The organism is Protofrankia sp. CiP1_Cm_nod3, from assembly GCF_982290655.1.
Window position 1 is genome coordinate 59540 of the sequence record NZ_CEVIVD010000005.1, and the last position, 24211, is coordinate 83750.

The window sequence follows — 24211 nt, forward strand, 5'->3', positions numbered from 1 at the left end:
GGCCGTAACCGCGCCCGGGACAGCGCGATCTGTAAGTAGGACGCGGTTTGTGGGTGAGAAGACGCGGAATGTAAGTAGGGCGGCGCGGAGGTCGCCCTGCAGGTCACCATCCGGTCGACTGGCACCATAAAAGGTTCCAAGCGCCCACGGCCCGCTGAACTTCCCGACGGCGGGATGCTGGGTACATGCCGAACCGTCTAGCCGAGCAGACCTCGCCGTACCTCCTCCAGCACGCCGACAACCCGGTCGACTGGTGGCCCTGGGGGCCGGCGGCCTTCGCCGAGGCCACGGCCAGGGACGTGCCCGTCCTGCTGTCCGTGGGGTACGCGTCCTGCCACTGGTGCCATGTGATGGCGCACGAGTCGTTCGAGGACCCGGACACCGCGGCGATCATGAACGAGCACTTCGTCAACATCAAGGTCGACCGGGAGGAGCGGCCCGACGTCGACGCCGTCTACATGGACGTCACCGTCGCCCTCACCGGCCATGGCGGCTGGCCGATGACGGTGTTCCTCACCCCGGCCGGGGAGCCGTTCTTCGCCGGCACCTACTTCCCGCCGGTGCCGCGGCCGGGGATGAGCTCGTTCCGGCAGCTTCTCGCCGCGGTCACGCACGCGTGGCGGACGCGGCGTGACGAGGTGGCGGCCTCCGGCGCGGACATCGCGCGCCGGATCGCGGCGGTGGCGTCGGGGCCGGCCGGCCCGTCGGCCGGGCTCACCGGTGACCTGCTCGACATCGCCATGTCGAAGGCCGCGCGGTCCTTCGACCCGGAGCACGGCGGCTTCGGGCCGGCGCCGAAGTTCCCGCCGTCCGCGCTGCTGGAGATGCTGCTGCGCCACCACGCCCGCACCGGGGACGCCGCCAGCCTGCGGATGGTCACCACCACCTGCGAGCGGATGGCCCGCGGCGGGATCTACGACCAGCTCGCGGGCGGGTTCGCCCGTTACAGCGTGGACGCCACCTGGACGGTCCCGCACTTCGAGAAGATGCTTTACGACAACGCCCAGCTCCTGCGGGTGTACCTGCACCTGTGGCGGGCGACCGGGTCCCCGCTGGCCGAGCGGGTCGCCCGGGAGACAGCCGCCTTCCTGCTGCGCGACCTGGGGACCCCGGAGGGCGGTTTCGCCTCGGCGCTGGACGCGGACACGGCCGTCCCCGCCGGGCCCGGCACCGGCGGGGACGGCTCGTCCGGGCACGGCGCCGGTGGGCTCAGCTCCGCCGGGCACGGCGCCGGTGGGCACGGCGTGGAGGGCGCCACCTACGTGTGGACGCCGGCCGAGCTTGTCGACGTCCTCGGCCCGGCGGACGGCGCCTGGGCCGCGGACGTCTTCGGCGTGACCGCCGCGGGCACGTTCGAGCACGGCACGTCCGTCCTGCAGCTGCGGGTGGACCCGGACGATCCCGGCCGGTTCGCGTCGGTGCGCGAGCGGCTCGCGCGGGCCCGGGCGGCCCGCCCGCAGCCCGCCCGGGACGACAAGATCGTCGCGGCCTGGAACGGGCTCGCGATCGCGGCGCTCGCCGAGGCCGGCGCGCTGCTGGCCGAACCGGCCTGGGTGACCGCCGCCACCAGCGCCGCGACACTGCTGCGCGACGTCCACCTGGTGGACGGCCGGCTGCGGCGCACCAGCCGGCACGGCCGCGTCGGCGCGAACGCCGGGGTGCTGGAGGACTACGGCGACGTGGCGGAGGGCCTCCTTGCCCTGCACCAGGTCACCGGGGACGAACAGTGGCTGGCGCTGGCCGGTGACCTGCTGGCGGTCGCCCGGGCCCGCTTCGCCGCGGACGACGGTGGCTTCCACGACACCGCCGACGATGCCGAGCGGCTGCTGCGCCGGCCGCGGGACCCTTCGGACTCGCCGACGCCGTCCGGCCAGTCCGCGGCCGCCGGCGCGCTGTTGACCTACGCGGCGCTGACCGGTTCCGACGAGCATCGCCGGGCCGCCAAGCGCGCTCTGGAGGTGCTCGCCCCGCTGCTCGCCGCGAACGCGTCCTTCGCGGGGTGGGCTGGGGCGGTCGGCGCGGCACTGCTGGCCGGCCCCGCCGAGGTCGTCGTCGTCGACCGCCCGGACCTCGAGCGGACGGCCCGGCTGACCACCTCACCGGGCGCGGTCGTGGTCACCTCCGGGCCCCTGGCTCGAGGACGGGGCACAGCGGGGGTCTACGTGTGCCGGGGCTTCGTCTGCGAGCGCCCGGTGAGCACCGTGGATGCGGTGCGTGACCAGCTGGGAGTCCGGCTCGTCCTGCCGGCGACCGGCTGAGCGTCTCGCGGGTACGCCGGGCGTCCTGACCCCTGGACGTGGCTCTGGAGATGTTCGTAAGCGATACCTCGTAAGTGGTACCCATTGCCATGTATCTTCTGTAAGTATGTAATCAAACGGGGTGCGAGACGCCTGGAAGCCCGCACCGGACGCGGACCGCGAGGAGGCAGACATGGTGGGTGCGCGTGGACGTGGTTTCGGCCGCTGGGGTGAGCGTGAGCAGGTGCCGCCCGCGGACGACGCGCCGGCGTGGTTCGTGGGCAGGCTGCCCGACACCTGGTTCACCGGTGCCGCGACGGTGACCGTCGACCGGGACGAGATCGTGGTGGTGGGGACGATCCCCGCCGCGGAGCTGGAGACCGATGACCCCACCGCGGTCGCCGCCGCCGAGTCCGGCCGCATCCGCCGGTTCCGCGAGCAGACCAGGGACGACCGGATCGCGATCGCCCAGGAGGCCGAGCGGCGCTACGGGCGCAAGGTGGCGTGGGGGGCGGCCGCGGGCGGGACGACCGAGTTGTTCACCACCCTGTCCGTTCCGGTGATGACCAGGCTCCGGCAGCCGGAACGCCAGGTGCTCGACACGCTGGTCGACTCCGGGGTCGCGCGCAGCCGGAGCGACGCGCTGGCCTGGTGCGTCCGGCTGGTCGGTGACAACGCGCAACCGTGGCTGGCCCGCCTGCGGGAGGCGCTGGAGAAGGTCGAACAGGTCCGCGCGGAGGGGCCGGAGCTGTGAGCCCGCATGCCGCCCCGGCCGGCGGGCCCGTGGGATAGCAGGCTTTCGGCCAGACCATTCCCATGTTATGTTGCGTAGATTGCCAGAATGACGGCAATATAGTGACATGTCGCCGCGACGATGGTAAACGCGTGAAAAACCTCGTGGTAGCCGAACGTCCGCGGAGCCGGGTTGGGGCGCCGGGACGCGTAGACAAATGCCCCGAGGCTGTACAGAACGCCACCGGCGAGGATCAGGGCCAGCGCCGCGACGCCGGCGGTGCGCAGCAGCTCGGGTATGACGAAGACCGCCACCCAGCCGAGGGCGATGTACAGCGGCACCATCAGGAAGCGCGGTGAGTGCAGCCAGAGCATCCGCAGCCCGATACCGACCGCGGCGCCGCCCCAGACCACCGCGAGTATCGTCCGGGCGGTCCGCGGCGGAAGCGCGAGCAGGGCCAGTGGTGTGTAAGTCCCGGCGATGAAAACGAAGATCATGGAATGATCGAGCCGTTTCATCAGAGATCGCGCGCGTGATGTTGCCCACATCCTCCGGTGATACAGCGCGCTCGTGCCGAACAACATGGCGATGCTTAGCGCATAAACACCCACCGCCACCCGTGCACGGAACGTCGTGGCCAGCGTAATGGCGATGACGCCGAGTGCAAGGCTGACCGGGAAGGCGCCCGCGTGCAACCATCCGCGCATCCTTGGTCGCACCAGGTCGCTTGGATGGTGACGGAAGTCGCGGCCGGGTGCGGTCGTGGTCACATGGTCACCGTATCTTGCGCCCGTCATGGTTACCAGTGGGCGTCGTTGATCGGCTTCTCGCGGGCTTCGTGACGGAAGATTTGCCCGATTGCGGTGGCTCGACCGCGCGACTGTTGGAAGCTCCCAAGGTAGAGTCAAAAGATCCTGTACACGGCCTCGAATCGCCTATGGCTGTGGCTGATCCACTATGTGCTGGACGGTGATGGCGCGGGCGCGGTGTTGCGGGGTGACGGCGCGTGCGTTCTGTAGCCCCGGGCACGAGTGGACCTTCCATGGCGTGGGCATAGGTGCTATGGCGAGGCCGTGGTGGGCTCGACTCAAGCGGAGGTGGGAGCTGTGACGACCGCGGCGCAGATTTCGGGGCTTGACGCTGCCCCGACCAGGCATGCCGGGCTGCTTGCCTGGGTGCGTGAGATCGCCGAACTCACCCAGCCGGAGCGGATTTGGTGGTGTGACGGTTCTGACGCGGAGTACGCGGAACTGACCCGCCTGCTGGTCGACAAAGGCACGTTCGTCCCGCTGGACCCCGAGAAGCGGCCCGGCAGTTTCTACGCCGCTTCCGATCCCACCGACGTCGCCCGGGTCGAGGACCGCACCTTCATCTGCTCGCGGAATCCCGAGGACGCCGGGCCGACCAACAACTGGACCGACCCGGACGAGATGAAGGTGAAACTGCGGGGCCTGTTCGAGGGCAGCATGCGGGGGCGCACGATGTATGTCGTGCCGTTCTGCATGGGCCCGCTGGGCTCCCGTATTTCGGCGCTCGGAGTCCAGCTCACCGACTCGGCATATGTCGCCGTGTCGATGCGGACGATGACCCGTATGGGCGCGCCCGCCCTGGAGCAGCTGGGTGACGACGGTTTCTTCGTCCCGGCCGTGCATTCACTGGGTGCCCCGCTCGAGCCCGGTCAGGAGGACGTGCCATGGCCGTGCAACTCGACCAAGTACATCACGCATTTCCCGGAGACCCGGGAGATCTGGTCGTATGGTTCGGGCTACGGTGGTAACGCCCTGCTCGGCAAGAAGTGCTACGCTCTGCGTATCGCCTCGGTGATGGCCCGGGACGAGGGCTGGCTGGCCGAGCACATGCTCATTCTCAAGCTCACCTCGCCCGCCGGGAAGGTCCACTTCGTCGCGGCGGCGTTTCCGTCGGCCTGTGGCAAGACCAACCTGGCGATGCTCATTCCCACCCTGCCGGGCTGGAAAGCCGAGACCATCGGTGACGATATCGCCTGGATGCGTTTCGGGGAGGACGGCCGGCTTTACGCGGTGAACCCGGAGGCCGGTTTCTTCGGGGTGGCGCCCGGCACGGGCGTGGAGACCAACCCCAACGCGATCGCGGCCCTGTGGGGCAACACGGTCTTCACCAACGTCGCCCGCACCGACGACGGCGACGTGTGGTGGGAGGGGCTGACAAAGGACAAGCCGGCCCATCTGACCGACTGGAAGGGCCGGGACTGGACGCCGGATTCCCCCGAGCCGGCCGCGCATCCCAACGCCCGTTTCACCGTGCCGGCGGGCCAGTGCCCGACGATCGCGCCGGAGTGGGAGGACCCGAAGGGCGTCCCGATCTCGGCGATCCTCTTCGGCGGGCGCCGGGCGACCGCGGTCCCGTTGGTGACCGAGGCGCCGACCTGGCAGCGCGGGGTGTTCTACGGGTCGATCGTCGCCTCGGAGACGACCGCGGCGCAGGCCGGCGCGATCGGCAAGCTGCGGCGTGACCCGTTCGCGATGCTGCCCTTCTGCGGCTACAACATGGCCGGCTACTTCGCGCACTGGCTGTCGATCGGACGCAGGACGGACCCGGCGAAGCTCCCGCGGATCTACTACGTCAACTGGTTCCGCAAGAGCGCGCAGGGCCGCTTCCTGTGGCCGGGCTTCGGGGAGAACAGCCGGGTGCTGGCCTGGATCATCGGCCGTCTCGAGGGCGAGGCCGACGGGGTGGAGACCCCGCTGGGCGTCCTGCCTGCCCCCGGAGCGCTGTCCACAGAGGGGCTCGACGTCCCGGCCGAGGACCTCGCCGAGCTGCTCACCCTCGACACCGAGCTGTGGAAGGAGGAGGCGGAGCTGATCCCCGAGCACTACCGGACCTTCGGCGACGCGCTTCCGGCCGAGCTGTGGTCCGAGCAGGAGGCCCTGGTCGAGCGCCTGAAGGGCTGAACGACGGGACACCTGGGCCGGCTGCTCCCCGCTCCGGGGCAGCGGCGGGTGTGACCACGGGGATCGGGCCGGCGTCCGGCATGTGCCAAGGGCGCCGGCCCGATCGTTGTCGTCGCGGCCTTGTCCGGTGCTGTGGCGTCCCTCCCGGGCCGGTGCGTCCCGACGCTGCCCATCCGACGCTGCCCATCCGACGCTGTCCACCTACCGCTGTCCGGCTGCGCCGGCCGTCCGTTTGTGGCCGTCTGTTTGCCGCTGTCTGTTTGTCGCCGTCTGTTTGCCGCGGCCGTGCCGTCTGCCGCCGGTGCGCCTGTTGCCGTCGTTCTGTCCGGCTGATCCGTCCTGCTGATCCGTCCTGCCGATCCGTCCTACGATTTGTCCGGCCGTTCTGCCCGGTTGATCTGTCCGGAGGTCCCGCGGCGTTCTGTCCGGGTCCTCTGGAAATGTCGTCGGCCGGTGCCGTGGCCGCCGGTTCTCCGGCCGGGGCGCGCTCTGTTCTCCGGTCGGGATGTACCGGCCAGGTAAACGCCGGGAAACGTCAGGATACGAACGCGGGGACACATAGTTGTCTGCTACGGCACGGTCCAGAGATCATGATCATGATTGTGGCTGGAGTACAAGCGATTTTCCATCGGCCATCACCATACGGTCGGTGACCGTTGCTGAGCGTGTTGTGCGAAGATGGTCGCGCTTTCGCGGCGGGGGAGCTAACGTGTGGCACTGGGTACGCCGGGTGGGTGTCGCACGACGATGATCCATCAGGCGGGACCAAGATGGCTCAAGTCGTGGTCCGGCACTGGGCCGGGCCATTCGGGAGGCCCCTCGGTGCCGCATTCGCGACAACGCCAGGAGGCCGGTGCCCGGCCTCCCGCGGGGGGCCCGGTCCCGGACTTCCTCCGAATAAGCGGGTGGGCGTGTGCCACGAACGCATGTCGTCGACACAAGCGTGCTCCTGTCTGATCCTGGCGCGCTGCTGCGGTTCGCGGAGCACAATGTGGTGCTTCCTCTGGTAGTCGTAGGAGAACTGGAAGGAAAGCGGAACCACCCCGAACTGGGCTGGTTCGCCCGCGAGGCCCTTCGCCTCCTCGACGACCTACGAATCCGCCACGGTCGACTGGATCAGCCACTGCCGTTGGACGACGGTGGAACGCTACGGGTCGAACTCAATCACACCGACCCGTCGGTGCTCCCACCGGGGTTCCGGGTGGATGACAATGACTCCCGCATTCTTGCCGTCGCGCTCAATCTCGCCAGGGAGGGCAACGACGTCGTCCTGGTCACCAAGGACCTGCCGCTGCGGGTGAAGGCGTCCGCGGTCGGCCTCGCCGCCGAGGAGTACCGGGCGCAGACGCCGGTGGACTCCGGCTGGAGCGGTATGGCGGAGCTCGCCGTCGCCCAGGACGACCTGGACCGGCTCTACGCCCGCGAGACCGTCGAGATCCCGGACGCCGCCGGGCTGCCGTGCCACACCGGGCTGGTGCTCACCGCCGCCGGCGGCAGCGCCTCCGCGCTGGGCCGGGTGACCGCGGACAAGAAGGTGCGCCTGGTCCGTGGCGACCGGGAGGCGTTCGGCCTGCACGGGCGGTCCGCGGAACAGCGGGTCGCGCTCGACCTGCTGCTCGACCCCGACGTCGGGATCATCTCCCTGGGCGGCCGGGCCGGCACCGGCAAGTCGGCGCTGGCGCTGTGCGCCGGCCTCGAAGCGGTGATGGAACGCCGGCTGCACCGGCGGGTCGTGGTGTTCCGGCCGCTGTACGCGGTCGGCGGCCAGGATCTCGGCTACCTCCCCGGCAGCGAGAACGAGAAGATGGCGCCCTGGGCACAGGCCGTCTTCGACACCCTCGGCGCCCTGGTCTCCCAGGAGGTCATCGAGGAGATCGTCGACCGTGGCATGCTCGAGGTGCTGCCGCTGACGCACATCCGCGGCCGGTCGCTGCACGACGCGTTCGTCATCGTGGACGAGGCGCAGTCGCTGGAACGCGGCGTGCTGCTGACCGTGCTGTCGCGCCTGGGGCAGGGGTCACGGGTCGTGCTGACGCATGACGTCGCGCAGCGTGACAACCTGCGGGTGGGCCGGCACGACGGGGTCGCGTCCGTGATCGAGACCCTGAAGGGCCACCCGCTGTTCGCGCACGTCACGCTCACCCGCTCCGAACGGTCGCCGATCGCCGCGCTGGTCACCACCATGCTGGAGGACCTCGTCCTGTAAGGCTCGGCGGCCCCGTGGGCGGTCCCACCAGCACCTGCGGCCGCCGCTGGCGGTTCCTGCCAGCGGCGGCCGTTCCCGCGCGGTCTCCGCAGCCCTGCGGGAACCCGGCGGGCCTGCCATCGGCCGGCCGTTCGTCTACCGCGCCGCTGTCCGTCCGGCCCAGCCGGGCGGACCCGGGCTGGACGGGCACGGGCTGGACGGACACGGGCTGGACGAGCGCGGGAATCGGGCGGATCAGGGAACGTACCGGGCGTGGCAGGGGTTGACGTTTCAGGCCCTGTCGCCGAAGTGCCCACGGTGGCGTGGTCATGTTCTTGCCGTGTCACCGCGGGCCGGACAAGTCCCGGAGGTCGTGGAAGATGTTCTTCACCCGCCACAAGTCCACCCTGCCCACGGCCGAGCAGGCGCTGCCCGGCCGTGAGGTACCGGCCTTCGCCGTGCCCGAGCGGCACGCCGTCCTCGGCACACCGCTACAGGGGCCCTTCCCGGTGGGGCTGGCGACCGCCGTGTTCGGGCTCGGCTGCTTCTGGGGCGCGGAGCGGAAGTTCTGGCAGACCCCCGGGGTGTACTCGACCGCGGTCGGGTACGCGGGCGGGATCACGCCGAACCCGACGTACGAGGAGACCTGTTCGGGCCTGACCGGGCACACCGAGGTCGTCCAGGTGGTGTTCGACCCGGCCGTGGTGAGCTACGAGAACCTGCTGAAGGTCTTCTGGGAGGCGCACGACCCGACCCAGGGCATGCGCCAGGGCAACGACGTCGGCACCCAGTACCGCTCGGCGATCTACACCTTCTCGGACGAGCAGCTCGCCGCCGCGCGGGGCAGCCGGGACGCCTTCCAGACCGTCCTCGACACCGCCAGCTTCGGCCCGATCACCACCGAGATCGCCCCCGCCGGCCCGTTCTACTACGCGGAGGACTACCACCAGCAGTACCTGCACAAGGTCCCCAACGGCTATTGTGGCATTGGCGGCACAGGGCTTTCCTGCCCGGTCGGCGTAGCCCAGACCGACGCCGGCTGACCGCGGCCGGGATGGCCCCGGCAGCCGACTGGATGTCCGAGGGTATCCGGCGGTGTCTGTCTCACTCCGTTCCTGCGGTAGCCGCGGATCCACTACGTACGTGGGGAAGCTACCGCTCGAAGATGTCGTGGGTGCCGATGCGCAGCCAGATGACGTGCGGGCCGGGCTTGCCGGGGATCGGCTCGCCGTACGTCCACAGCGCCCGACCATCACGTGCCCACGTCATCTCGAACACCCCGGGCTCGGACTTGAAGCCCTTGACCCGCAACTTCGGGTGGAAGGAGCCCGAAGTCAGCCCTTTACGGAACAGCGCGACGGTACGCAGGAACGCGGCCCGCTGCGCCGGGGAGAGCCGATGGAACTCCGCGAGGAAGCGGGCAACCGGCTCGAAGGTGGGCACGGTCACGACAATAGGGCGAAAGGGGAGCGCCCTTTCGAGGGGTCAGCTTGCCTTCGAGTGTGGGTCCATGGACAGCTCGTGGAGGAGCGCGTCGAACGCGGCATCACTGGTACAGATGACCGATCGTCCTGCGGCAAGGTCCTCGCGCGCTTCGTCGATCGCCTGCTGGGTGGCGGGGTCCGGCTCGTCGACCCACTCGTGAGGCTCCGGGACGGCCACGCCGTAGATCTCCACATACACACTCTAACCCGGGTTGGACACCTGGTGGCGAACCCCGCGACGTCCTGAAGGCCGGCAACTCCACGTCAGGTACCCCAGGCCGACGCCGGCTGACGGCCGGGGTGACTCGGCGGCCGATGGGACGTTTCCAGGTATCCAGCGGTGTCCGTCCTACTCCGTTCCCGCCGTGGCCACGGACCCACGGTGTGCGCGGGGTTGCTACCGTTCGAAGATGCCGTGGGTGCCGATGCGCAGCCAGATGACGTGCGGACTGGGCTTACCGGGGATCTTCTTGAAGCTCTTGACACGGAGCCGGGGATGGAAGTGGCCTGCGACCACTCCCGCAATGAACAGCGGTAACGCCGCGCGGAAGGCGGTTTTCTCCTCCCGGCTGAGCCGGTCGTACTCGACCCGGAAGCGGCCGACCGACTGGAACGTGGGCATGAGGGGACGGTACCGACATTCTTTGCCGACATCCGGCAAGTGCGACCTTCCGGGCGCGTCGCCTCAGCTTGCGCGGGGGTGGGCCTCCAGCTCGTCAAGGAAGGACTCAAAGCCCTCGATGCCGTCGTGGATGACGAAGTCGCCGGCCTCGATGTCCGCGCGTGCTTCGTCGATCGCCTGCTGGGTAGCGGAGTCGGGTTTGTCCGCCCATTCGTACGGCTCGGGGTATGGCCAGGCGTTGGGTTGCGTCACTTCCCACCTCCCCTGGGTCAGGCTAGGCCTTTCGATGGCCACATCGAAGCGGCCTTCAAAGCATGCCCACACATGCGAGCACTGACAAGAACATCGGAGCGTGAGTTAAGACCATTGCCTCGCCCCTGCCTGCTGACGAATCTGCTCGCGGTCACCGTCGCTCGATGACGGAGTCAAGCCATGCGGCGGCGCGGGTCAGGGCGTCGTTGGGCTCCACGGGAGCGTCCAGGGAAGCGAGCAGTTCGTCGAAGAAGTCCGCCGGGACTCTCGTGATGAGTTCGTGCTCCCGGAGTACCTCCACGGCACGCTCCTCCGCGGCGGTTCGCGCGAAGTCCGACGCGGTCTGGTGTGTGAGGGACGCCACACGCTCGATCAGATGCTTGAGCTCGGGCCGCACTCGGAACTCGAATCGTCCTGACGTTGCCGAAGCAGCCATAATCCACATCCCTGTCTTGTCCGTACGAGTGTACGGACAGATGTACGGGGCAGAAAGCGGAGGCCGCCCGGAGCACGCCTGGAAGCGGGCGGCCTCGGCGGCACCGGCCTGTCCTGCCCGGTCGGCATAGCCCAGGCCGACGCCGGCTGGCCGGCCGAGCTCCGCCTGGCCGCCACCGCTACCATCACGATCTTCTTCTCCCGATCCGTCCAGTCGCAAAATGGAACTAACTGCCTGTTTCATCTCATATTGGCAGGTGGGGAGCGTGCCTTCTCCCCGTTTTGTACAATCCGGGGTATGGGTGAGATGCCGATCAGCGAGGCGCGGGACCATCTCGGTGAGATCGTGTCCAGGGCGGAGCACATCCACGAGAGGACTGTGCTCACCCGTCATGGTCGCGCGGTCGCCGCGGTCATTTCAATTGACGACCTGCGGGATCTGGAAAGAGCCGAGGACGAATCCGATCTCATCGCCGCCAGGGAGGCGCTCGCCTCCAGCGAGCCCCGGGTGCCGCATCGGGACGTGATGGCGGAGTTCGGCCTGCTCTGACACTGAAGTACGAGGTCGAGTGGACGACACGGGCCCTGCGTGGACTGCGCAAGCTGGACAGGGCCGCGGCTCGTCGAGTGCTGCTTGCGGTGACCCGGCTGTCGGACGATCCGCGCCCGGCCGGTGTGCGTGCGCTGGTCGGCGAGCCAGCGGGGACACTGCGTCTGCGGGTAGGGGATTACCGAATGGTCTACCTGGTGGACGATGGCCGCATCGTCGTGACGGTGGTCAGGGTGGGGCACCGCAGGGAGATCTACTGATCATGATCGTCGTGTCCTGGGCGGCGGATCAGGACGGACGGGTCCGGGAGCGGTCGGTTTGTGGGATGATCGTGGTGGCATTGTTCGCGAGGTGCCTCAGGTTGCCTGGGGTCTCGGGCGCGTGACCGGGTGACCGGTCGGGCGTGCCCGGGGCGGCCAGGTGGCCGGGGAGAATCGGGAAGCCGGTGTGAGTCCGGCACGGGCCCGCCGCGGTGATCGGGGAGCCGCCGCCCACGCGCACGGGCCGGGTCCGACAGGTGTCGGTCGATGTGGGTGTTTCGTCCGGATGTTCGTCCGGGGCCGCCTGCGCGATCGAGGATCCGTCGGACGCGGCCCGGGAGCAGCCACTGGACCGCGCGGTCCGGGAAGGCGGGCGGTCAGGTGCTGATCCGAGAGTCCGAAGACCGGCCTCGCATCCGTGCCATCCGCCGACGGGCGGGTGGCGGACAGCGGGAGCCTGCCATGCCAGTGGACCTGTACGGCGTGATCCATCAGCGACGGGACGTCCGCGCCCAGTTCACCGGGGCACCGATCCCGGACGGCGTCCTGGGCCGGGTGCTTGCCGCGGCGCACGCCGCCCCCAGCGTCGGGCTGAGCCAGCCGTGGGACTTCATCGTGGTCGAAAGCGAGCGGACCCGGCGTGCCTTTTACGAGCATGTCAGACGGGAACGCGCCGTCTTTGCCGCGGCCCTGACGGGCGAGCGGGCCGCCCGGTTCGCCCGGATCAAGATAGACGGCGTCCTGGAGTCCACGCTTTCCGTCGTGGTGACCTATGACGAGAGGCGTGGCGGGCCCGCCGTCCTGGGCCGGCATGCCATTGCCGACGCGGGGGTGTACTCGGTGTGCCTGGCGATCCAGAACCTGTGGCTGGCGGCCACCGCCGAGGGCCTCGGGTGCGGCTGGGTGTCGTTCTTCCGCGAGCGGGTCGTCCAGGACATGCTGGGTATTCCCGACGGTGTCCGGCCGGTCGCGTGGCTGTGCCTCGGCCCGGTCACGCATCACGAGCAGGTCCCTGACCTGGAAAGACATGGCTGGGCCCACCGCCGGCCGCTGGAGCGGGCGCTCCATCGTGAGACGTGGCGGTCCGCGTCCGACTGAAGATCGAATATAACTGAATGAATATTTCATGTAGCTATAAGTTGCCGTGTCGACATCCACGTCCGTGCCTACGCCCATGTTCTTGATGCGTCCGCGTTCTTGATGAAAGGTAGGGGGCTGTGGCTGACGTCCGTCGGATGAGGGAGCAGCCGGCCATCGGTCCCGGGGCCGCTGCGGTGGCACGGACCGGGTGGCCCGGCCAGATCGGCCGGCCTGGTCGGCCTGACTGCCCTGGCCAGCGCGAACGGACCGGACGGCGGGCGTCATGAGCGGCCGGCGTCGGGTGTACGTGGTGACCCAGCTCTCCCCGGCCGCGCCGTCGGCGGTGTTCGACCTCCTGGCGGACGGCGCGGGCTGGTCGCGGTGGGCGGGTCCGCTCATATCGCGATCGTGGTGGGAGCGGGAGGGCACACCCCAGCCGGGCGGCGTGGGGGCGGTGTGCCGGGTTGGCCGGCCGCCGCTGCTCCTCCGTGAAGAGATCGTCGAGTACCTTCCGGCCCGCCGGCACGCCTACCGGATCCGCTCGGCTCTGCTACCGATACGCGACTATCTGGCGACGGTGGACCTGGCGCCGGTGGGCGGCGGTACCGAGATCGTCTGGCAGGGCAGCTTCGTCCCGCTCATCCCGGGGACGGGAGCGGTACTTGCCGGCGCCCTGAAGTTCTTCATCGGCAGGCTGGCCCGCCGCCTGGCCAGGGCCGCGGCCACCGGCCCGCGTCCGGGCCCGGCGGCCACGCCGCCGGCCACATAGGCATGGCCGGCCCTGCCCCGGTGCTGGCAGGTATGGCCCGCCGCCGGGCGGCCGGCGGCGTGCCGGTGTCGACGCCGCCATACCGGGTAGGGCCGCCTGAACGGGCCGTTGACGCGGCCAGCCCCGTGTATCGGTTCGTCCTCGAGAATGATCTGGAGGGGATCATGGCCGTGAGACTGAGCCGCCGTTCCTATGAGCATGCCAGGAAACTGATCGAGAACGGTGCCGTGGTACTCGACGAACGAGACGGCTGGGGCGAGCACCAGCCCTCGACGCGGCAGGAGAACGAGTTCATCGCCGAACACGGTTTCAGCGAATACCGGAAATGGTATCTCGGCATTTCCGAGGACGACGACGAGGACGACAGGAAACGGTACCGGTTCCCGTACGGCGACTTCAGCAGGGTGCACCGTTGCGGCGTTCTCGCGGCCGAGTCACGGGCCGGCCGGTACAAGTACTTCGACATCGAGTGGGCGGTAGCTCATCTGCACGGGATGCTGGACGCGCTGATGAGCACGAAATAGCATCCGGGCACCGGACGGAATTCGGGTACAAAATTTCGGGTACGGCTGCGGGGCCCGGGCCGGCCGGTCGGATGCCGGCGGGTGCCCGACGGCCGCGCCGCGGTACGGGCGGTGGTGGGTCACCGGCCGTACCGGGCATCGGCATCGCGCGGCCATCGGGCTGGCGGGCCGTTGGGCCTGAAAAGCCGGTCCGGCTCGTTTCCGCCGGCCCGTTCACCGCGCTGCCGGCTGCGCTGCCGGCAGCCGGCCCACCGCTTCGTCCACTGCTTTCTACTGCTTCTGGAAGGTCAGTACCGTGCCGTTGGCCGTGCCGATCCCGGCCGTTCCGATGGTCCCTTTCAGGCCGTGCCCCTCGAAGGCGATCGAAGCCGCCAGGCCGGCTATCTGGTTGTCACCGGTGATCGTGTAGCCGGCGGCCGGCAGCGCCTGGCGGTAGAAGGCCGCCACCGCGTTGTCGGAGACACCGCTCAGGGTGAGCACGGACTCGTTGTTCCTGGACGTACCGGCCCCTACCTCGGCACCTGGCGGGATCGGGAAGTCCGCGGGGACGTTCGCGGCCTTCAGCGCGTCTCTGCCCGTGGCCACCTGCCCGCCGCCCGGCAGCGACGCCGAAATGGACGGCAGGGCCGTCGGCAGGCCCGTGGGCAGCGATGTCGGCAGCCCTCCCGGCAGGCTCACCGACCCGCTCGGCCCGGCCGGCCCGGGCGTTCCGCCCGGGCTCGTCGGTTCGTCGCAGGCGCCGAGCAGCAGTACCGCCAGGCCGCAGCCCACGGCTGCCACCGCCATCCGATGCCGCGTGGTGCCGGCGTGGCCACCGGAACCTCCGGAAGCACCCAATCTGATCTCCCCCTTCACACACCCCGGGCATGGCACGCGTCCTGTTCGCCGGCCCCGCCCGTCGGTGTCCGCCCCGCCCGCGTGGAGACGGTCTCCAGCGGTTGGTGCCGGTCGAGGTGGGCTGGTGCCGGTCGTCACACGATAGGCATCACATGCCGACACGTCGGCGCGGCTGTCGGCAGCCTGTCAGCGCGGCCGGGGGAACCGCTGGTGGCGACCGGCCGGGCGGGGGTGATTGTGTCGTTTTGGCGACTGTGTCCGGCTTGTTCGCCCGTCCGACAGCCGAGTGGCCGGCCGGCGCGTCGAGCGGAAAGTGCATGCCACGAACGGGATCCGGCTTCCGAGCGTGCCGGTCGGGCGCCGCGGAGTACGCCGTGGGCCTGTTCGGGACGGCGGCGCCCGACCCGCCCCCGTGCGCCAGAAATCTTCTTCTGGAGGTACTGTCATGTCCCGTGGCAGTGAGCAACAATGCGGTCGCCGGAGTAGTTCTTCGCTATCTCGAGGACAATCCTGGCGAGATCGAGAACCTGAGTCCGCTGGTGCTGGCCCTGATAGAGGGGGCGGACCCGGTGACGGATCCCGCCACCATGCCCGCGCACGTCACCTGGGGCGCGGTCGCGGTCACCACGGACTGGCGGGTGCTGCATGTTCGCCGCCTGGGCTCGGCGGGCTGGCTGCTTCCCGCCGGGCATGTCGACGCGGCCGACCAGTCCTTGTTGGGCGCGGCGCTGCGCGGGCTCGCCGCGGGAGCCGGAATAGCGGCTAATTCTGTGATTCCGGACACTGTTCATCCGATTGATATCGACGTGCGAGTCGCGCCCACCGACCCGGTCCGGGAAGAGCCCTCGCACGTGCATTACGACGTTCGTTTCGTGCTGTATGTCCCGGACGAGACGGTGCGGCCGCGTTCCGCGGGGACGGTCGACCATCGCTGGATCCCGGTGTGGGACCTGTTCGGCGCGCTGGGTGACAAGCTTCGTGCCCGCTGCGCCCGCGACGCTCGGGCGGAGCGGGTCCAGCCCGCCTGACGGCCCGCCCGGAAGCGGCGTGATCACGCTCCTCCCGCGCCTGCCGTCCCCGCCTGGTCCCGCGGTTGCTCCCGGCCCCGAGGGGACGCGAGCGGAGCGGCCGGGAGCCAGGCCGGAAGCCAGGCCGGGGGCCAGGGCCGCAGGTCAGGACCACTGGTCGGGGACCATGGCCAGCAGTGCCTACCGGATGTCCCGCTCCATCGTCTGACAGTGGTGTCGAGGGCCGGTCCGGGCCCGTTTCCGGGCAGTCGGGCGCCCGCGGCCCGTGCGGCCGGTCCCGGCATCCTTTACGGCGTCCGCCATGGCTGCTTTTTCCCGCGGAAATGCCGTGCGACAGGAGTCTTCCCGGCGTCCGACGCCGATCCGCGCGGTAGCGAAGAAAAAGGAAAGTGACGATGCGGCGACGTTCTGCCGCGGGTATACATCGGATGTGGCCATGCGGCACCACACAACCATCGCAATGCGGCATCGCGCGCCGCCGCGCACCGTTTCGAAAAACGCGGTCTGGCGGCCGACGAGGGGATTTTCGGGACCAGTGGAATCCGTCGACGAGCCAGCGCGGGCACCGGTCTCGCGACGTGCCGGCGCGGTACTGGTCGCGGCTGTCGTGGTAAATGCCCTCGTGCTGGCCCCGGTCGTCGGATCCGTGCGTTTCACCGGTGCCGGCGGATCCGCGCCGAATGTTTACGCGCCGGATATGCCCACGGAGCCACCAGCGCTCCGGTTGCCGCCCGCCGGTACCGTCACCCCGTCGCCGCGGCTCGTTCCCGAAACCGTGCCGAAGGCGCCGTCCCTGTCCGGGCTCGACCTGTCCGAGCGGTTCCGAATATCTCGAAGAGCGCCCCGGGCAGGTCGGTGTGGCGGTGTACGACGCGCTCACCGGCCGGACCATCACCGTCGACGACCCGACGGTGTCGGGTTTCGAGACGGCCAGCACGGTGAAACTGTCGATACTGCTGGGCATTCTGGAACGCGCCGGGCCGTCCGGACGTCTCGGCGCGGGCGAGCTGCGCAGCGCCAGGGCGATGATCGGCGTAAGTGACAACGCGGCCGCGAGCCGGTTGTGGCGCTCGCTCGGCGGTGCGGCGCCAATGGACGCCATGTTCCGCCGACTGGGGATGACCAGGACGAAAGCGGGCGGTGGTGGACGCTGGGGGCTCACCCTGACCAGCGCCGTCGACCAGCTCGCGGTGCTGCGCACGCTGGCCTATCCGGGCGGCGTACTGGGCGATCAGGCCCGGGCCACCGCGACGAGCCTGCTCGCCGGTGTGGTGCCCGCCCAGCGGTGGGGCCTGCCCGGCGGGGTGCCCGCGGGCGTCGCCGTGGAGGTGAAGAACGGCTGGCTGCCCCGTGACAGTGGCTGGGTGATCGCCAGCCTCGGGCATGTCCACGGGGGCGGGCGGGACTACGTGATGGCGGTCTACAGCCGCGGCAACCCGTCGATGCGGGCCGGCATCGACACGGTCGAGGGACTGTCCCGGATCGCCTGGGACGCCGCCGTGGCGCCGGTGGCGGTAGCGGCCCGCATCCGCTGAAGCCGCCCCGCCGCGCCGGGGCGTGCCTGACGCCTCCGCCGTCCGGTCACGGTGGCGGTCCGGCCGTCCGGGCGCGCCGGACGGGCCATGGGGTGGTGGTCCGGCCTGGACCGGGTACGTCTGGGCAGGCCATGGCGAACGGTGCCGGGACAGACAGGCTGTGGTAAATGGAACTGTCACCGGGGACGTCAGGCCGAGGGGGAGCAGTCGTGGATGCTGTGAAGACCGTTACGGTCCGTTTCGACGACGTCGGCCCGCACCCCGTGGCCGACATCGTCGGGTCACTGTCGACGATCAAGAGTGAAGGACGGCACCTGTGGCTCGGCGGGGACGAGACGGCGACGGTCGAACGGGTGACCCTGAGCGCGGCCGGGGACGCCTATGACGGCCACGTCTCCTTCCCGGTCGGTGACTTCCTGCCGCTGCCGGTGGGGCCGGACGCGGACGGCGTCATCCCCGAGATCGACATCGAGGGCTTCGACCGGCATGGCGGCTACCTGTGGTTCGTCGGCTCGCACAGCCTGACGCGCAAGCGGGTCAAGCCGCACCACGCGACCGAGACCGCGCTGCGCGCCCTGGCGAGGATCCGCAAGAACGCGAACCGGCATCTGCTCGGCCGCATCCCGGTCGTCACCCGGGACGGGCTGCCCACCCTGGTGAGCACCGCCGCCGCCCCGGACGGCGCCGGTGGGCAGCTGACCGCCGCCGCGCTGGGGCTGCGCAAGCAGACCCGGGTCACCACGGTGCTGAAGAACGACGAGCACCTCGGCCCGTTCCTGGCGATCCCGAGCAAGGACAACGGGTTCGACGTCGAGGGGCTGGCCGTCGTCGGCGAGCGGGTCTACCTGGGCCTGCGCGGGCCGGTGCTGCGCGGCTGGGCGGTGGTCGTCGAACTGCGCCCCACCGAGGGGGACGGCCAGGACCTCGGGCTGCGGCCGCTGGAGGGCGGCCTGCCCTACCGGAAGCACTTCCTGAACCTCGACGGCCTGGGCGTGCGCGACCTGCTCGTCCAGGGGGACGACCTGCTCGTGCTCGCCGGCCCGACGATGGACCTCGACGGCCCGGTCCGGGTCTACCGGTGGCGTGACGCGGTCAGGGCGCGGACGAGCGTGGTCGTCGACGACGACGCGCTCGTCCGTGTGCTGGACCTGCCGTTCGGGCAGGGCGACGACCACGCCGAGGGGATCGCCCTGGCCCCGGACGACCCCTCGTCGATCCTGGTCGTCCATGACAGCCCGGCGGCGCACCGCCGGCCCGCTCCCGGCGTGATCCTGGTCGACGTCTTCCGGCTGCCCTGACCGCCGTCGCCCGACAGCCCTGGGCCGGACGGACGTCAGCTGCTGAAGCGGGCGACGGCACGCATCTTGTTCATCGCGTCCAGCGCCGCCACCTTGTAGGACTCGGCGAGCGTCGGATAGTTGAACACGGCGTCCACCAGGTAGTCGATCGTCCCGTCGCAGCCCATCACGGTCTGGCCGATGTGGACGAGTTCGGTGGCCCCGGTGCCGAAGACGTGGACGCCGAGCAGCTTGCGGTCGGTCGAGCTCACGAGCAGCTTCAGCATGCCGTAGGAGTCCCCGACGATCTGGCCGCGGGCGAGCTCGCGGTAGCGGGCCACGCCGACCTCGAACGGCACGGCCCGTTCGGTGAGCTCGTCCTCGGTGCTGCCGACGTAGGAGATCTCGGGGATGGTGTAGATGCCGATCGGCATCAGCTCGTGGCGCATCACGTGGACGGCCTCGCCGCAGGCCGCGTAGGCGGCGAGCCGGCCCTGCTCCATGGAGGTCGCGGCCAGCGCCGGGAAGCCGATGACGTCGCCGACGGCGTAGATGTGCTCGACCTCGGTCCGGAAGTCCGAACCGACCTTGATGCGGCCCCGGTTGTCGGCGCTCAGGCCCGCGTTGGAGAGGTTGAGCGCGGTGGTGAGCCCCTGGCGCCCGGCCGAGTACATCACGGTGTCGGCGGGGATCTTCTTGCCGCTTTCCAGCAGCGTCAGGGTGCCGCTGTGGTGACGTTCGACGGACACGACCGACTCGCGGAACCTGAACGTGACGGCCAGGTCCCGCAGGTGGTACTTGAGGGCCTCGACGATCTCCACGTCGCAGAAGTCGAGCATCCGGTCACGGCGCTCCACGACAGTCACCTTGGTGCCGAGCGCGGCGAACACGGACGCGTACTCGATGCCGATCACACCGGCGCCCACGACGACCATCGAGCCGGGGATCTTGTCCAGCGCCAGGATCTGGTCGCTGTCGACCACGGTACGGCCGTCGAAGTCGACCGTGTCCGGCCGGGCCGGCCGGGTGCCGGTGGCGATGATGATTTTCTCCGCCCTGACCCGGCGCTCGTCGGTCTGGTCGCTGCCGATGATGCTGATGGTGTGCGGGTCGACGAAGCTCGCCGTTCCGATGAGCAAGGCCACCCGATTACGGCTGAGCTGGCTGCGAATGACGTCGATCTCACGTCCGATGACGTGCTGGGTGCGCGAGGACAGGTCCGAGACGGTTATGTCGTCCTTCAGCCGGTAGCTCTGCCCGTACATCTCCCGCTGGGTCATACCGGTGAGGTAGAGCACGGCTTCGCGCAGCGTCTTCGACGGGATCGTGCCGGTGTTGATGCAGACCCCGCCGACCATGTCACGACGATCGACGATCGCGACGCGGCGGCCCAGCTTGGCGGCGGCGATAGCCGATTTCTGCCCGCCCGGGCCCGACCCGATGACGAGGAGGTCGTAGTCGTACATCGTTTGTCACCTCCTCAGCTGAAAACTCCCGCTATTGATTAGTGGGAGAATAACCGGACAGGACGGCACGGGACGTCCGGAACGTCAGGTTGTTACTGCCCCTTCTGTCGGGACCTCCGTACCTTCCCGCCGGCCATCCGGTCCGGGGCGGGCCGATCTCGCAGGTCCACGCGGTGACGGCCACCTCTGGCGGCCACCTCTGGCGGCCGGCGCGGCCGCCCGGGGACGCGCGGAAAAATCTTCGAGCTCCCCGTAACCTCCGCCGCGGTGTCTCGTTGAACACGGGTGCGGGGGTCGTGGGGGCTTGCTGGGGGGTCTTCCACGGCTCCCCGCCGCTTGTTCGGCGCAGGCGGCGGGGCGCGACCGCACAGCCGCACAGCCGCACAGCCGCACAGCCGCACAGCCGCACAGCCGCACAGCCGCACAGCCGCACAGCCCGGTGATCTCGTCCCGGCGGCGTCCGGCAGGGATGATCATACTTTCCCTGGCCCACCGGTGCCCCACGGATCCGGCCCGGCCGGCGGTGTGGAAGAACACGATCACACCGCCGGCCGGGCCGGGCGCGGCTTACGGGTGGGTCATCGAGCTTACGGGTGGGTCATCGACAGGACGTCCAGCGCGGCGTCCAGCTGCTCCTCGGTGAGCCTGCCCGCGGCCACGTAGCCGCGTTCGAGGACGACCTCGCGGATCGTCTTCTCCTCGGCCAGGGACTGCTTGGCGACCTTGGCTGCCTCCTCGTAGCCGATGTAACGGTTCAGCGGCGTCACGATGGACGGCGAGGACTCCGCGAACCGCCGGCAGCGCTCGACGTCCGCGACGATGCCGTCCACGCAGCGGTCGGCGAACAGCCGGCTGATGGTGGACAGGATGTGGATCGACTCCAGCAGGTTGCGGGCGATCACCGGCAGCATCACGTTCAGCTCGAAGTTGCCCGCGGAGCCGCCGAAGGCCACGGCCGCGTCGTTGCCGACCACCTGCGCGACAACCTGGCAGACGGCCTCGGGGATCACCGGGTTGACCTTGCCCGGCATGATCGACGACCCCGGCTGCAGGTCGGGCAGGCGGATCTCGCCGAGCCCGGCACGCGGGCCCGACGACGCCCAGCGCAGGTCGTTGGAAATCTTGTACAGCGACAGCGCGACCACCCGCAGCACCCCGGAGGCCTCGACCAGGCCGTCCCGGGACGCCTGCGCCTCGAAGTGGTCGCGGGCCTCGGACAGCGGCAGGCCGGTGGACGCCACCAGCTGCTCGATGACGGCGGCGGCGAAGCCGGGCGGGGTGTTGATACCGGTGCCGACGGCGGTCCCGCCCAGCGGGAGCTCGCCGATGCGCGGCAGGGCCGCCTGTAGCCGCTCCACCCCGTAGCGGACCGCCGCCGCGTAGCCACCGAACTCCTGGCCGAGGGTCACCGGCGTGGCGTCCATCAGGTGGGTGCGCCCCGACTTCACGACCTCGCGGAACTCGACGCTCTTGCGCCCGAGGGCGGCGGCCAGGTGCTCGAGGGCGGGGATCAGGTCCTGGACGATCGCCTGCGTCGCCGCGACGTGGATCGACGACGGGAACACGTCGTTGGACGACTGGGACGCGTTGACGTGGTCGTTCGGGTGCACCGGCCGGCCCAGCCGCTCGGTGGCGAGGGTTGCCAGCACCTCGTTGGTGTTCATGTTGGACGACGTCCCGCTGCCGGTCTGGAACACGTCGATCGGGAAGTGGTCGTCCCAGGCGCCCTCGGCGACCTCCTGGGCGGCTTCGGAGATCGCGGCGGCGATCTCCGCGTCGAGGACGCCGAGCTTGGCGTTGACGGTCGCCGCCGCCGCCTTGATCCGTGCCAGGGCGGCGATGTGGGCCCGGGAGATCCGCTGGCCCGACACCGGGAAGTTCTCGACCGCACGCTGGGTCTGTGCCCGCCACCTGGCCGTGGCCGGCACGCGCACCTCACCCATGGAGTCGTGCTCGATGCGGTAGTCCTGCTCGCTCATATGCTCCCGCTCCCGCCGGTCGTCACCTGCTCGACATCTATCTATCTACCGTCCAGGAGGTTAGGCGCAACGTGCGATGGGGGTCCGGTACCGGGCGGTACGTACCCTCCGGCGGGGGCTTCCGGGTTCCCGGTGACCCGGCCGTGGGCGGCCGTCGCCACCGTAGTCGACACCGGTATTCGGCGCGGGACACGCCGTCGCGCCCGGCCGGATGCGAAGAAATTATTGACCGATTCATACGGGTTGCATTGTCCGGAAGCTGTCCGCCGGCCGCGGCCCGGCATTTGCCGTGTCCGGCGCCGTCGGTGCTAGTGTCGCCAGCGGGCGGAATAAATAGTTACGCGGTAGCGACTGCGGTCGGCCGCACGGATATCTGAGATGGCGGCGGTCGTGCGTTTCGGTCCGGGTTTTCCGCTGGTGTGTTCGGTCGCCCTGGCCGCCGTGTGCGCCGTCAGTTCCTGCGGATCCGCCGCGCTGCCGGTACCGAACGGTTCTCCGCCCGCTTTTCCGCGGGTGCCGGACGTGGCCGGCCCGGGCCTGCCAGCGGTGGTGCGCACACCGTCGGCGCCGCCGGCCGTCCCCGCCGACGGCCCGGCGCCGCTCGCCCGGCGCATGGCCCTCGCCGGGCTGCGGGCAGGCGTGGGCAGCCCGGCGGGCTCCCCACGGGCCCGGACGGCTCCACCGGCCGCGGCCGCGCCGGCCAGGCTGTCCTCGCCGTCCCCGCTGGCCGCGGGACCGGCAGGGCTGGCCACGGGACCGGAACAACTGGACGCCGCCGGTGGCGGCCAGCCGTCGCCCCAGCCGGCCAGGAGCCCTCCCGCCTGCCGGGGAAATCCGGCCGTCGACGGCGGCGGCACCGCCGTCGACGGCACCCGTATCGGCACCCGTATCGACGTCGGCATCGCTCTGGACGCCCTGGGCGCGGAATGCCCGCCACCCTCCTGACGTCCTGTCCGCAAATACGGTGTCAAATCCGCCGGTAAACGGCCTGCCGTGTTTTTCGGTGGTTCCGTCACGGCCGGGGGCAACGTCTCCGTGACATCGGCCGGACGTCGTCGACATGTCACTGATATATCGACGACATGTCACCGGCATGTCCACGGCCCGCGGTGTGGGCACGGGCGGGACGGCCGGCCGGGAAATGGCCGGCCGCCGGCGGCCGTATCACGTTGGAGCGGGAATTCGACGATCCGGCGACTGGCGGGTGGCGGGCCCGTTTCCCGGACGACCGGCCGGCACCGGGCGTGAGTAAGTCCACAGGGCGTGAGCGGAGCGGCAGGCGGCGGGCCGGTGCCACCGAAGATCACCGGGTGAGGCGGAGATCACCCGGCGGGGAGGTGGGCGTAGGCCGCGGTCGGCGAGACCGGGACCGCGTCCCGCGGCGGGTTGGTGCCCAGCAGCACGTCGCCGATGTTGGACGTCACACCCAGCCAGTAGCGTTCGTTGCGGAAGTGGTGCAACCGATGGTTACGCCAGATCCTGCGGTACACCCTGCCGCGCGGGCGATAGCCGGTGTGGATGAGGAAGTGCGTCCAGTCGTAGGCAAGCAGCCCCAGGCCCGTGCACAGGGCCGCGGTGGCGGCGGGGGGAGGGCCGGACAGGGCGACGACCAGCGCGACCGCTCCCACGTCGAGCACCTCCTGCGGCCGGACGAACATCGTGTCCATGTTCGTCGGGTCGCGGTGGTGCTGCTCGTGCCCCCAGCCGGCGATCCGGTAGCAGACCGCGCCGGCCCGGCTGCCCGGCCGGGCGTGCAGGATCCCGCGGTGCACCGCCCACTCGACGAACGGCTGCGCGGCGGCCATGGACACCGCGACCACCGCGTCCGTCCGGCCGAAGCGCCCGCGGGCGAGCCGCACGGCCGCCAGGCCCGCGACCACACCCATCAGCACCGGTGGACGCGGATGGGACACGAAGCGGCCGGCCGCGGCGCGCAGCGTGGTGGCGTCGGACGCTCGGCCGTGGGGGCCGGGCTGGTCCAGACGGGCGACGGCTGCGGTGACCCCGTGCAGCACGATCCGGTGCAGC

24 protein-coding genes are annotated in these 24211 nt (G+C 70.3%); 14 read left to right on the top strand and 10 right to left on the bottom strand.

Annotated features, from left to right (window positions below):
* Positions 1–185: 185 nt before the first annotated feature.
* The gene (locus AC5LUJ_RS02600) at positions 186–2258 is read left to right on the top strand and encodes a thioredoxin domain-containing protein (RefSeq protein ID WP_250281485.1); all 2073 of its coding nucleotides are present in this window, start codon (positions 186–188) and stop codon (positions 2256–2258) included.
* 172 nt (positions 2259–2430) lie between these two features.
* Entirely contained in the window at positions 2431–2991 is a 561-nt protein-coding gene (gene abmR, locus AC5LUJ_RS02605) for an ATP-binding transcription factor AbmR (protein WP_250281482.1), read from the top strand.
* A gap of 65 nt (positions 2992–3056) precedes the next feature.
* Here the strand turns inward: abmR and trhA are convergent, their stop codons facing one another.
* Positions 3057–3740, bottom strand: a complete 684-nt coding sequence (gene trhA / locus AC5LUJ_RS02610; RefSeq protein WP_250281480.1) for a PAQR family membrane homeostasis protein TrhA — start codon at positions 3738–3740, stop codon at positions 3057–3059.
* Positions 3741–4076: 336 nt separating this feature from the next.
* On the opposite strand from trhA, the gene AC5LUJ_RS02615 reads away from it, so the two are divergent.
* From AC5LUJ_RS02615 to msrA, 3 genes are all read left to right on the top strand, one after another.
* A complete protein-coding gene (locus AC5LUJ_RS02615) occupies positions 4077–5900 on the top strand; it encodes a phosphoenolpyruvate carboxykinase (GTP) (RefSeq protein WP_250281478.1) in 1824 nt (607 codons plus the stop codon).
* Between the two features lie 913 nt (positions 5901–6813).
* A complete protein-coding gene (gene phoH2, locus AC5LUJ_RS02620) occupies positions 6814–8106 on the top strand; it encodes an RNA 5'-3' helicase PhoH2 (RefSeq protein WP_445548247.1) in 1293 nt (430 codons plus the stop codon).
* Positions 8107–8465: 359 nt separating this feature from the next.
* Entirely contained in the window at positions 8466–9128 is a 663-nt protein-coding gene (gene msrA / locus AC5LUJ_RS02625) for a peptide-methionine (S)-S-oxide reductase MsrA (protein WP_493464407.1), read from the top strand.
* A 109-nt stretch (positions 9129–9237) separates the two neighbouring features.
* Here msrA and AC5LUJ_RS02630 read toward each other — a convergent pair whose 3' ends face one another.
* From AC5LUJ_RS02630 to AC5LUJ_RS02650, 5 genes are all read right to left on the bottom strand, one after another.
* Positions 9238–9528 carry a hypothetical protein gene (locus tag AC5LUJ_RS02630; protein WP_250281473.1) on the bottom strand — a complete coding sequence of 97 codons (291 nt, stop codon included), beginning with the start codon at positions 9526–9528 and terminating at the stop codon, positions 9238–9240.
* Positions 9529–9570: 42 nt separating this feature from the next.
* The gene (locus AC5LUJ_RS02635) at positions 9571–9768 is read right to left on the bottom strand and encodes a hypothetical protein (protein ID WP_493464398.1); all 198 of its coding nucleotides are present in this window, start codon (positions 9766–9768) and stop codon (positions 9571–9573) included.
* A 198-nt stretch (positions 9769–9966) separates the two neighbouring features.
* On the bottom strand, positions 9967–10191 hold the full coding sequence (locus AC5LUJ_RS02640) for a hypothetical protein (protein ID WP_250281469.1): 225 nt from the start codon (positions 10189–10191) through the stop codon (positions 9967–9969).
* Positions 10192–10254: 63 nt separating this feature from the next.
* On the bottom strand, positions 10255–10443 hold the full coding sequence (locus tag AC5LUJ_RS02645; RefSeq protein WP_250281467.1) for a hypothetical protein: 189 nt from the start codon (positions 10441–10443) through the stop codon (positions 10255–10257).
* 151 nt (positions 10444–10594) lie between these two features.
* Positions 10595–10879: a type II toxin-antitoxin system TacA family antitoxin gene (locus AC5LUJ_RS02650; protein ID WP_250281466.1), complete on the bottom strand. Its 285-nt coding sequence runs from the start codon at positions 10877–10879 to the stop codon at positions 10595–10597.
* Positions 10880–11176: 297 nt separating this feature from the next.
* Between AC5LUJ_RS02650 and AC5LUJ_RS02655 the strand changes: the two genes are divergently transcribed.
* The 5 genes from AC5LUJ_RS02655 (at position 11177) to AC5LUJ_RS02675 (ending at position 14061) form a co-directional block, all read left to right on the top strand.
* Positions 11177–11428 carry a type II toxin-antitoxin system Phd/YefM family antitoxin gene (locus AC5LUJ_RS02655; RefSeq protein WP_250281464.1) on the top strand — a complete coding sequence of 84 codons (252 nt, stop codon included), beginning with the start codon at positions 11177–11179 and terminating at the stop codon, positions 11426–11428.
* A 2-nt stretch (positions 11429–11430) separates the two neighbouring features.
* Positions 11431–11688 carry a type II toxin-antitoxin system RelE family toxin gene (locus AC5LUJ_RS02660; protein ID WP_445548249.1) on the top strand — a complete coding sequence of 86 codons (258 nt, stop codon included), beginning with the start codon at positions 11431–11433 and terminating at the stop codon, positions 11686–11688.
* Positions 11689–12150: 462 nt separating this feature from the next.
* A complete protein-coding gene (gene bluB / locus AC5LUJ_RS02665) occupies positions 12151–12786 on the top strand; it encodes a 5,6-dimethylbenzimidazole synthase (RefSeq protein ID WP_250281460.1) in 636 nt (211 codons plus the stop codon).
* A gap of 265 nt (positions 12787–13051) precedes the next feature.
* Entirely contained in the window at positions 13052–13537 is a 486-nt protein-coding gene (locus AC5LUJ_RS02670; RefSeq protein WP_250281459.1) for an SRPBCC family protein, read from the top strand.
* Positions 13538–13701: 164 nt separating this feature from the next.
* Positions 13702–14061: a hypothetical protein gene (locus AC5LUJ_RS02675; protein WP_250281457.1), complete on the top strand. Its 360-nt coding sequence runs from the start codon at positions 13702–13704 to the stop codon at positions 14059–14061.
* A 270-nt stretch (positions 14062–14331) separates the two neighbouring features.
* Here the strand turns inward: AC5LUJ_RS02675 and AC5LUJ_RS02680 are convergent, their stop codons facing one another.
* Positions 14332–14832, bottom strand: a complete 501-nt coding sequence (locus AC5LUJ_RS02680) for a hypothetical protein (protein ID WP_493464399.1) — start codon at positions 14830–14832, stop codon at positions 14332–14334.
* Positions 14833–15350: 518 nt separating this feature from the next.
* Between AC5LUJ_RS02680 and AC5LUJ_RS02685 the strand changes: the two genes are divergently transcribed.
* The 3 genes from AC5LUJ_RS02685 (at position 15351) to AC5LUJ_RS02695 (ending at position 18759) form a co-directional block, all read left to right on the top strand.
* Positions 15351–15926, top strand: a complete 576-nt coding sequence (locus AC5LUJ_RS02685) for an NUDIX domain-containing protein (RefSeq protein WP_250281453.1) — start codon at positions 15351–15353, stop codon at positions 15924–15926.
* Between the two features lie 857 nt (positions 15927–16783).
* Entirely contained in the window at positions 16784–17461 is a 678-nt protein-coding gene (locus AC5LUJ_RS02690; RefSeq protein WP_493464400.1) for a serine hydrolase, read from the top strand.
* A 209-nt stretch (positions 17462–17670) separates the two neighbouring features.
* Positions 17671–18759: a DUF3616 domain-containing protein gene (locus AC5LUJ_RS02695; RefSeq protein ID WP_250281451.1), complete on the top strand. Its 1089-nt coding sequence runs from the start codon at positions 17671–17673 to the stop codon at positions 18757–18759.
* 35 nt (positions 18760–18794) lie between these two features.
* Here AC5LUJ_RS02695 and sthA read toward each other — a convergent pair whose 3' ends face one another.
* Positions 18795–20204, bottom strand: coding sequence for a Si-specific NAD(P)(+) transhydrogenase (gene sthA / locus AC5LUJ_RS02700; protein WP_250281449.1), 1410 nt, complete (start codon positions 20202–20204; stop codon positions 18795–18797).
* A gap of 587 nt (positions 20205–20791) precedes the next feature.
* Positions 20792–22183 (bottom strand): class II fumarate hydratase, encoded by a 1392-nt coding sequence (locus tag AC5LUJ_RS02705; RefSeq protein ID WP_250281448.1) that lies wholly within the window; start codon positions 22181–22183, stop codon positions 20792–20794.
* Positions 22184–22561: 378 nt separating this feature from the next.
* Between AC5LUJ_RS02705 and AC5LUJ_RS02710 the strand changes: the two genes are divergently transcribed.
* Positions 22562–23128 carry a hypothetical protein gene (locus AC5LUJ_RS02710; protein WP_493464401.1) on the top strand — a complete coding sequence of 189 codons (567 nt, stop codon included), beginning with the start codon at positions 22562–22564 and terminating at the stop codon, positions 23126–23128.
* A gap of 377 nt (positions 23129–23505) precedes the next feature.
* Here AC5LUJ_RS02710 and AC5LUJ_RS02715 read toward each other — a convergent pair whose 3' ends face one another.
* Positions 23506–24210, bottom strand: a complete 705-nt coding sequence (locus tag AC5LUJ_RS02715) for a sterol desaturase family protein (RefSeq protein ID WP_493464402.1) — start codon at positions 24208–24210, stop codon at positions 23506–23508.
* Position 24211: the final 1 nt, after the last annotated feature.

What these genes read in the sequence shown, in the direction of transcription:
- AC5LUJ_RS02705 (WP_250281448.1), bottom strand. Translation starts at nt 22,183, where the DNA reads ATGAGCGAGCAGGACTACCGCATCGAGCACGACTCCATGGGTGAGGTG.
- msrA (WP_493464407.1), top strand. Translation starts at nt 8,466, where the DNA reads ATGTTCTTCACCCGCCACAAGTCCACCCTGCCCACGGCCGAGCAGGCG.
- abmR (WP_250281482.1), top strand. Translation starts at nt 2,431, where the DNA reads ATGGTGGGTGCGCGTGGACGTGGTTTCGGCCGCTGGGGTGAGCGTGAG.
- AC5LUJ_RS02655 (WP_250281464.1), top strand. Translation starts at nt 11,177, where the DNA reads ATGGGTGAGATGCCGATCAGCGAGGCGCGGGACCATCTCGGTGAGATC.
- AC5LUJ_RS02640 (WP_250281469.1), bottom strand. Translation starts at nt 10,191, where the DNA reads ATGCCCACGTTCCAGTCGGTCGGCCGCTTCCGGGTCGAGTACGACCGG.
- AC5LUJ_RS02710 (WP_493464401.1), top strand. Translation starts at nt 22,562, where the DNA reads ATGGCGGCGGTCGTGCGTTTCGGTCCGGGTTTTCCGCTGGTGTGTTCG.
- AC5LUJ_RS02670 (WP_250281459.1), top strand. Translation starts at nt 13,052, where the DNA reads ATGAGCGGCCGGCGTCGGGTGTACGTGGTGACCCAGCTCTCCCCGGCC.
- sthA (WP_250281449.1), bottom strand. Translation starts at nt 20,204, where the DNA reads ATGTACGACTACGACCTCCTCGTCATCGGGTCGGGCCCGGGCGGGCAG.
- bluB (WP_250281460.1), top strand. Translation starts at nt 12,151, where the DNA reads ATGCCAGTGGACCTGTACGGCGTGATCCATCAGCGACGGGACGTCCGC.
- AC5LUJ_RS02600 (WP_250281485.1), top strand. Translation starts at nt 186, where the DNA reads ATGCCGAACCGTCTAGCCGAGCAGACCTCGCCGTACCTCCTCCAGCAC.
- AC5LUJ_RS02650 (WP_250281466.1), bottom strand. Translation starts at nt 10,879, where the DNA reads ATGGCTGCTTCGGCAACGTCAGGACGATTCGAGTTCCGAGTGCGGCCC.
- AC5LUJ_RS02675 (WP_250281457.1), top strand. Translation starts at nt 13,702, where the DNA reads ATGGCCGTGAGACTGAGCCGCCGTTCCTATGAGCATGCCAGGAAACTG.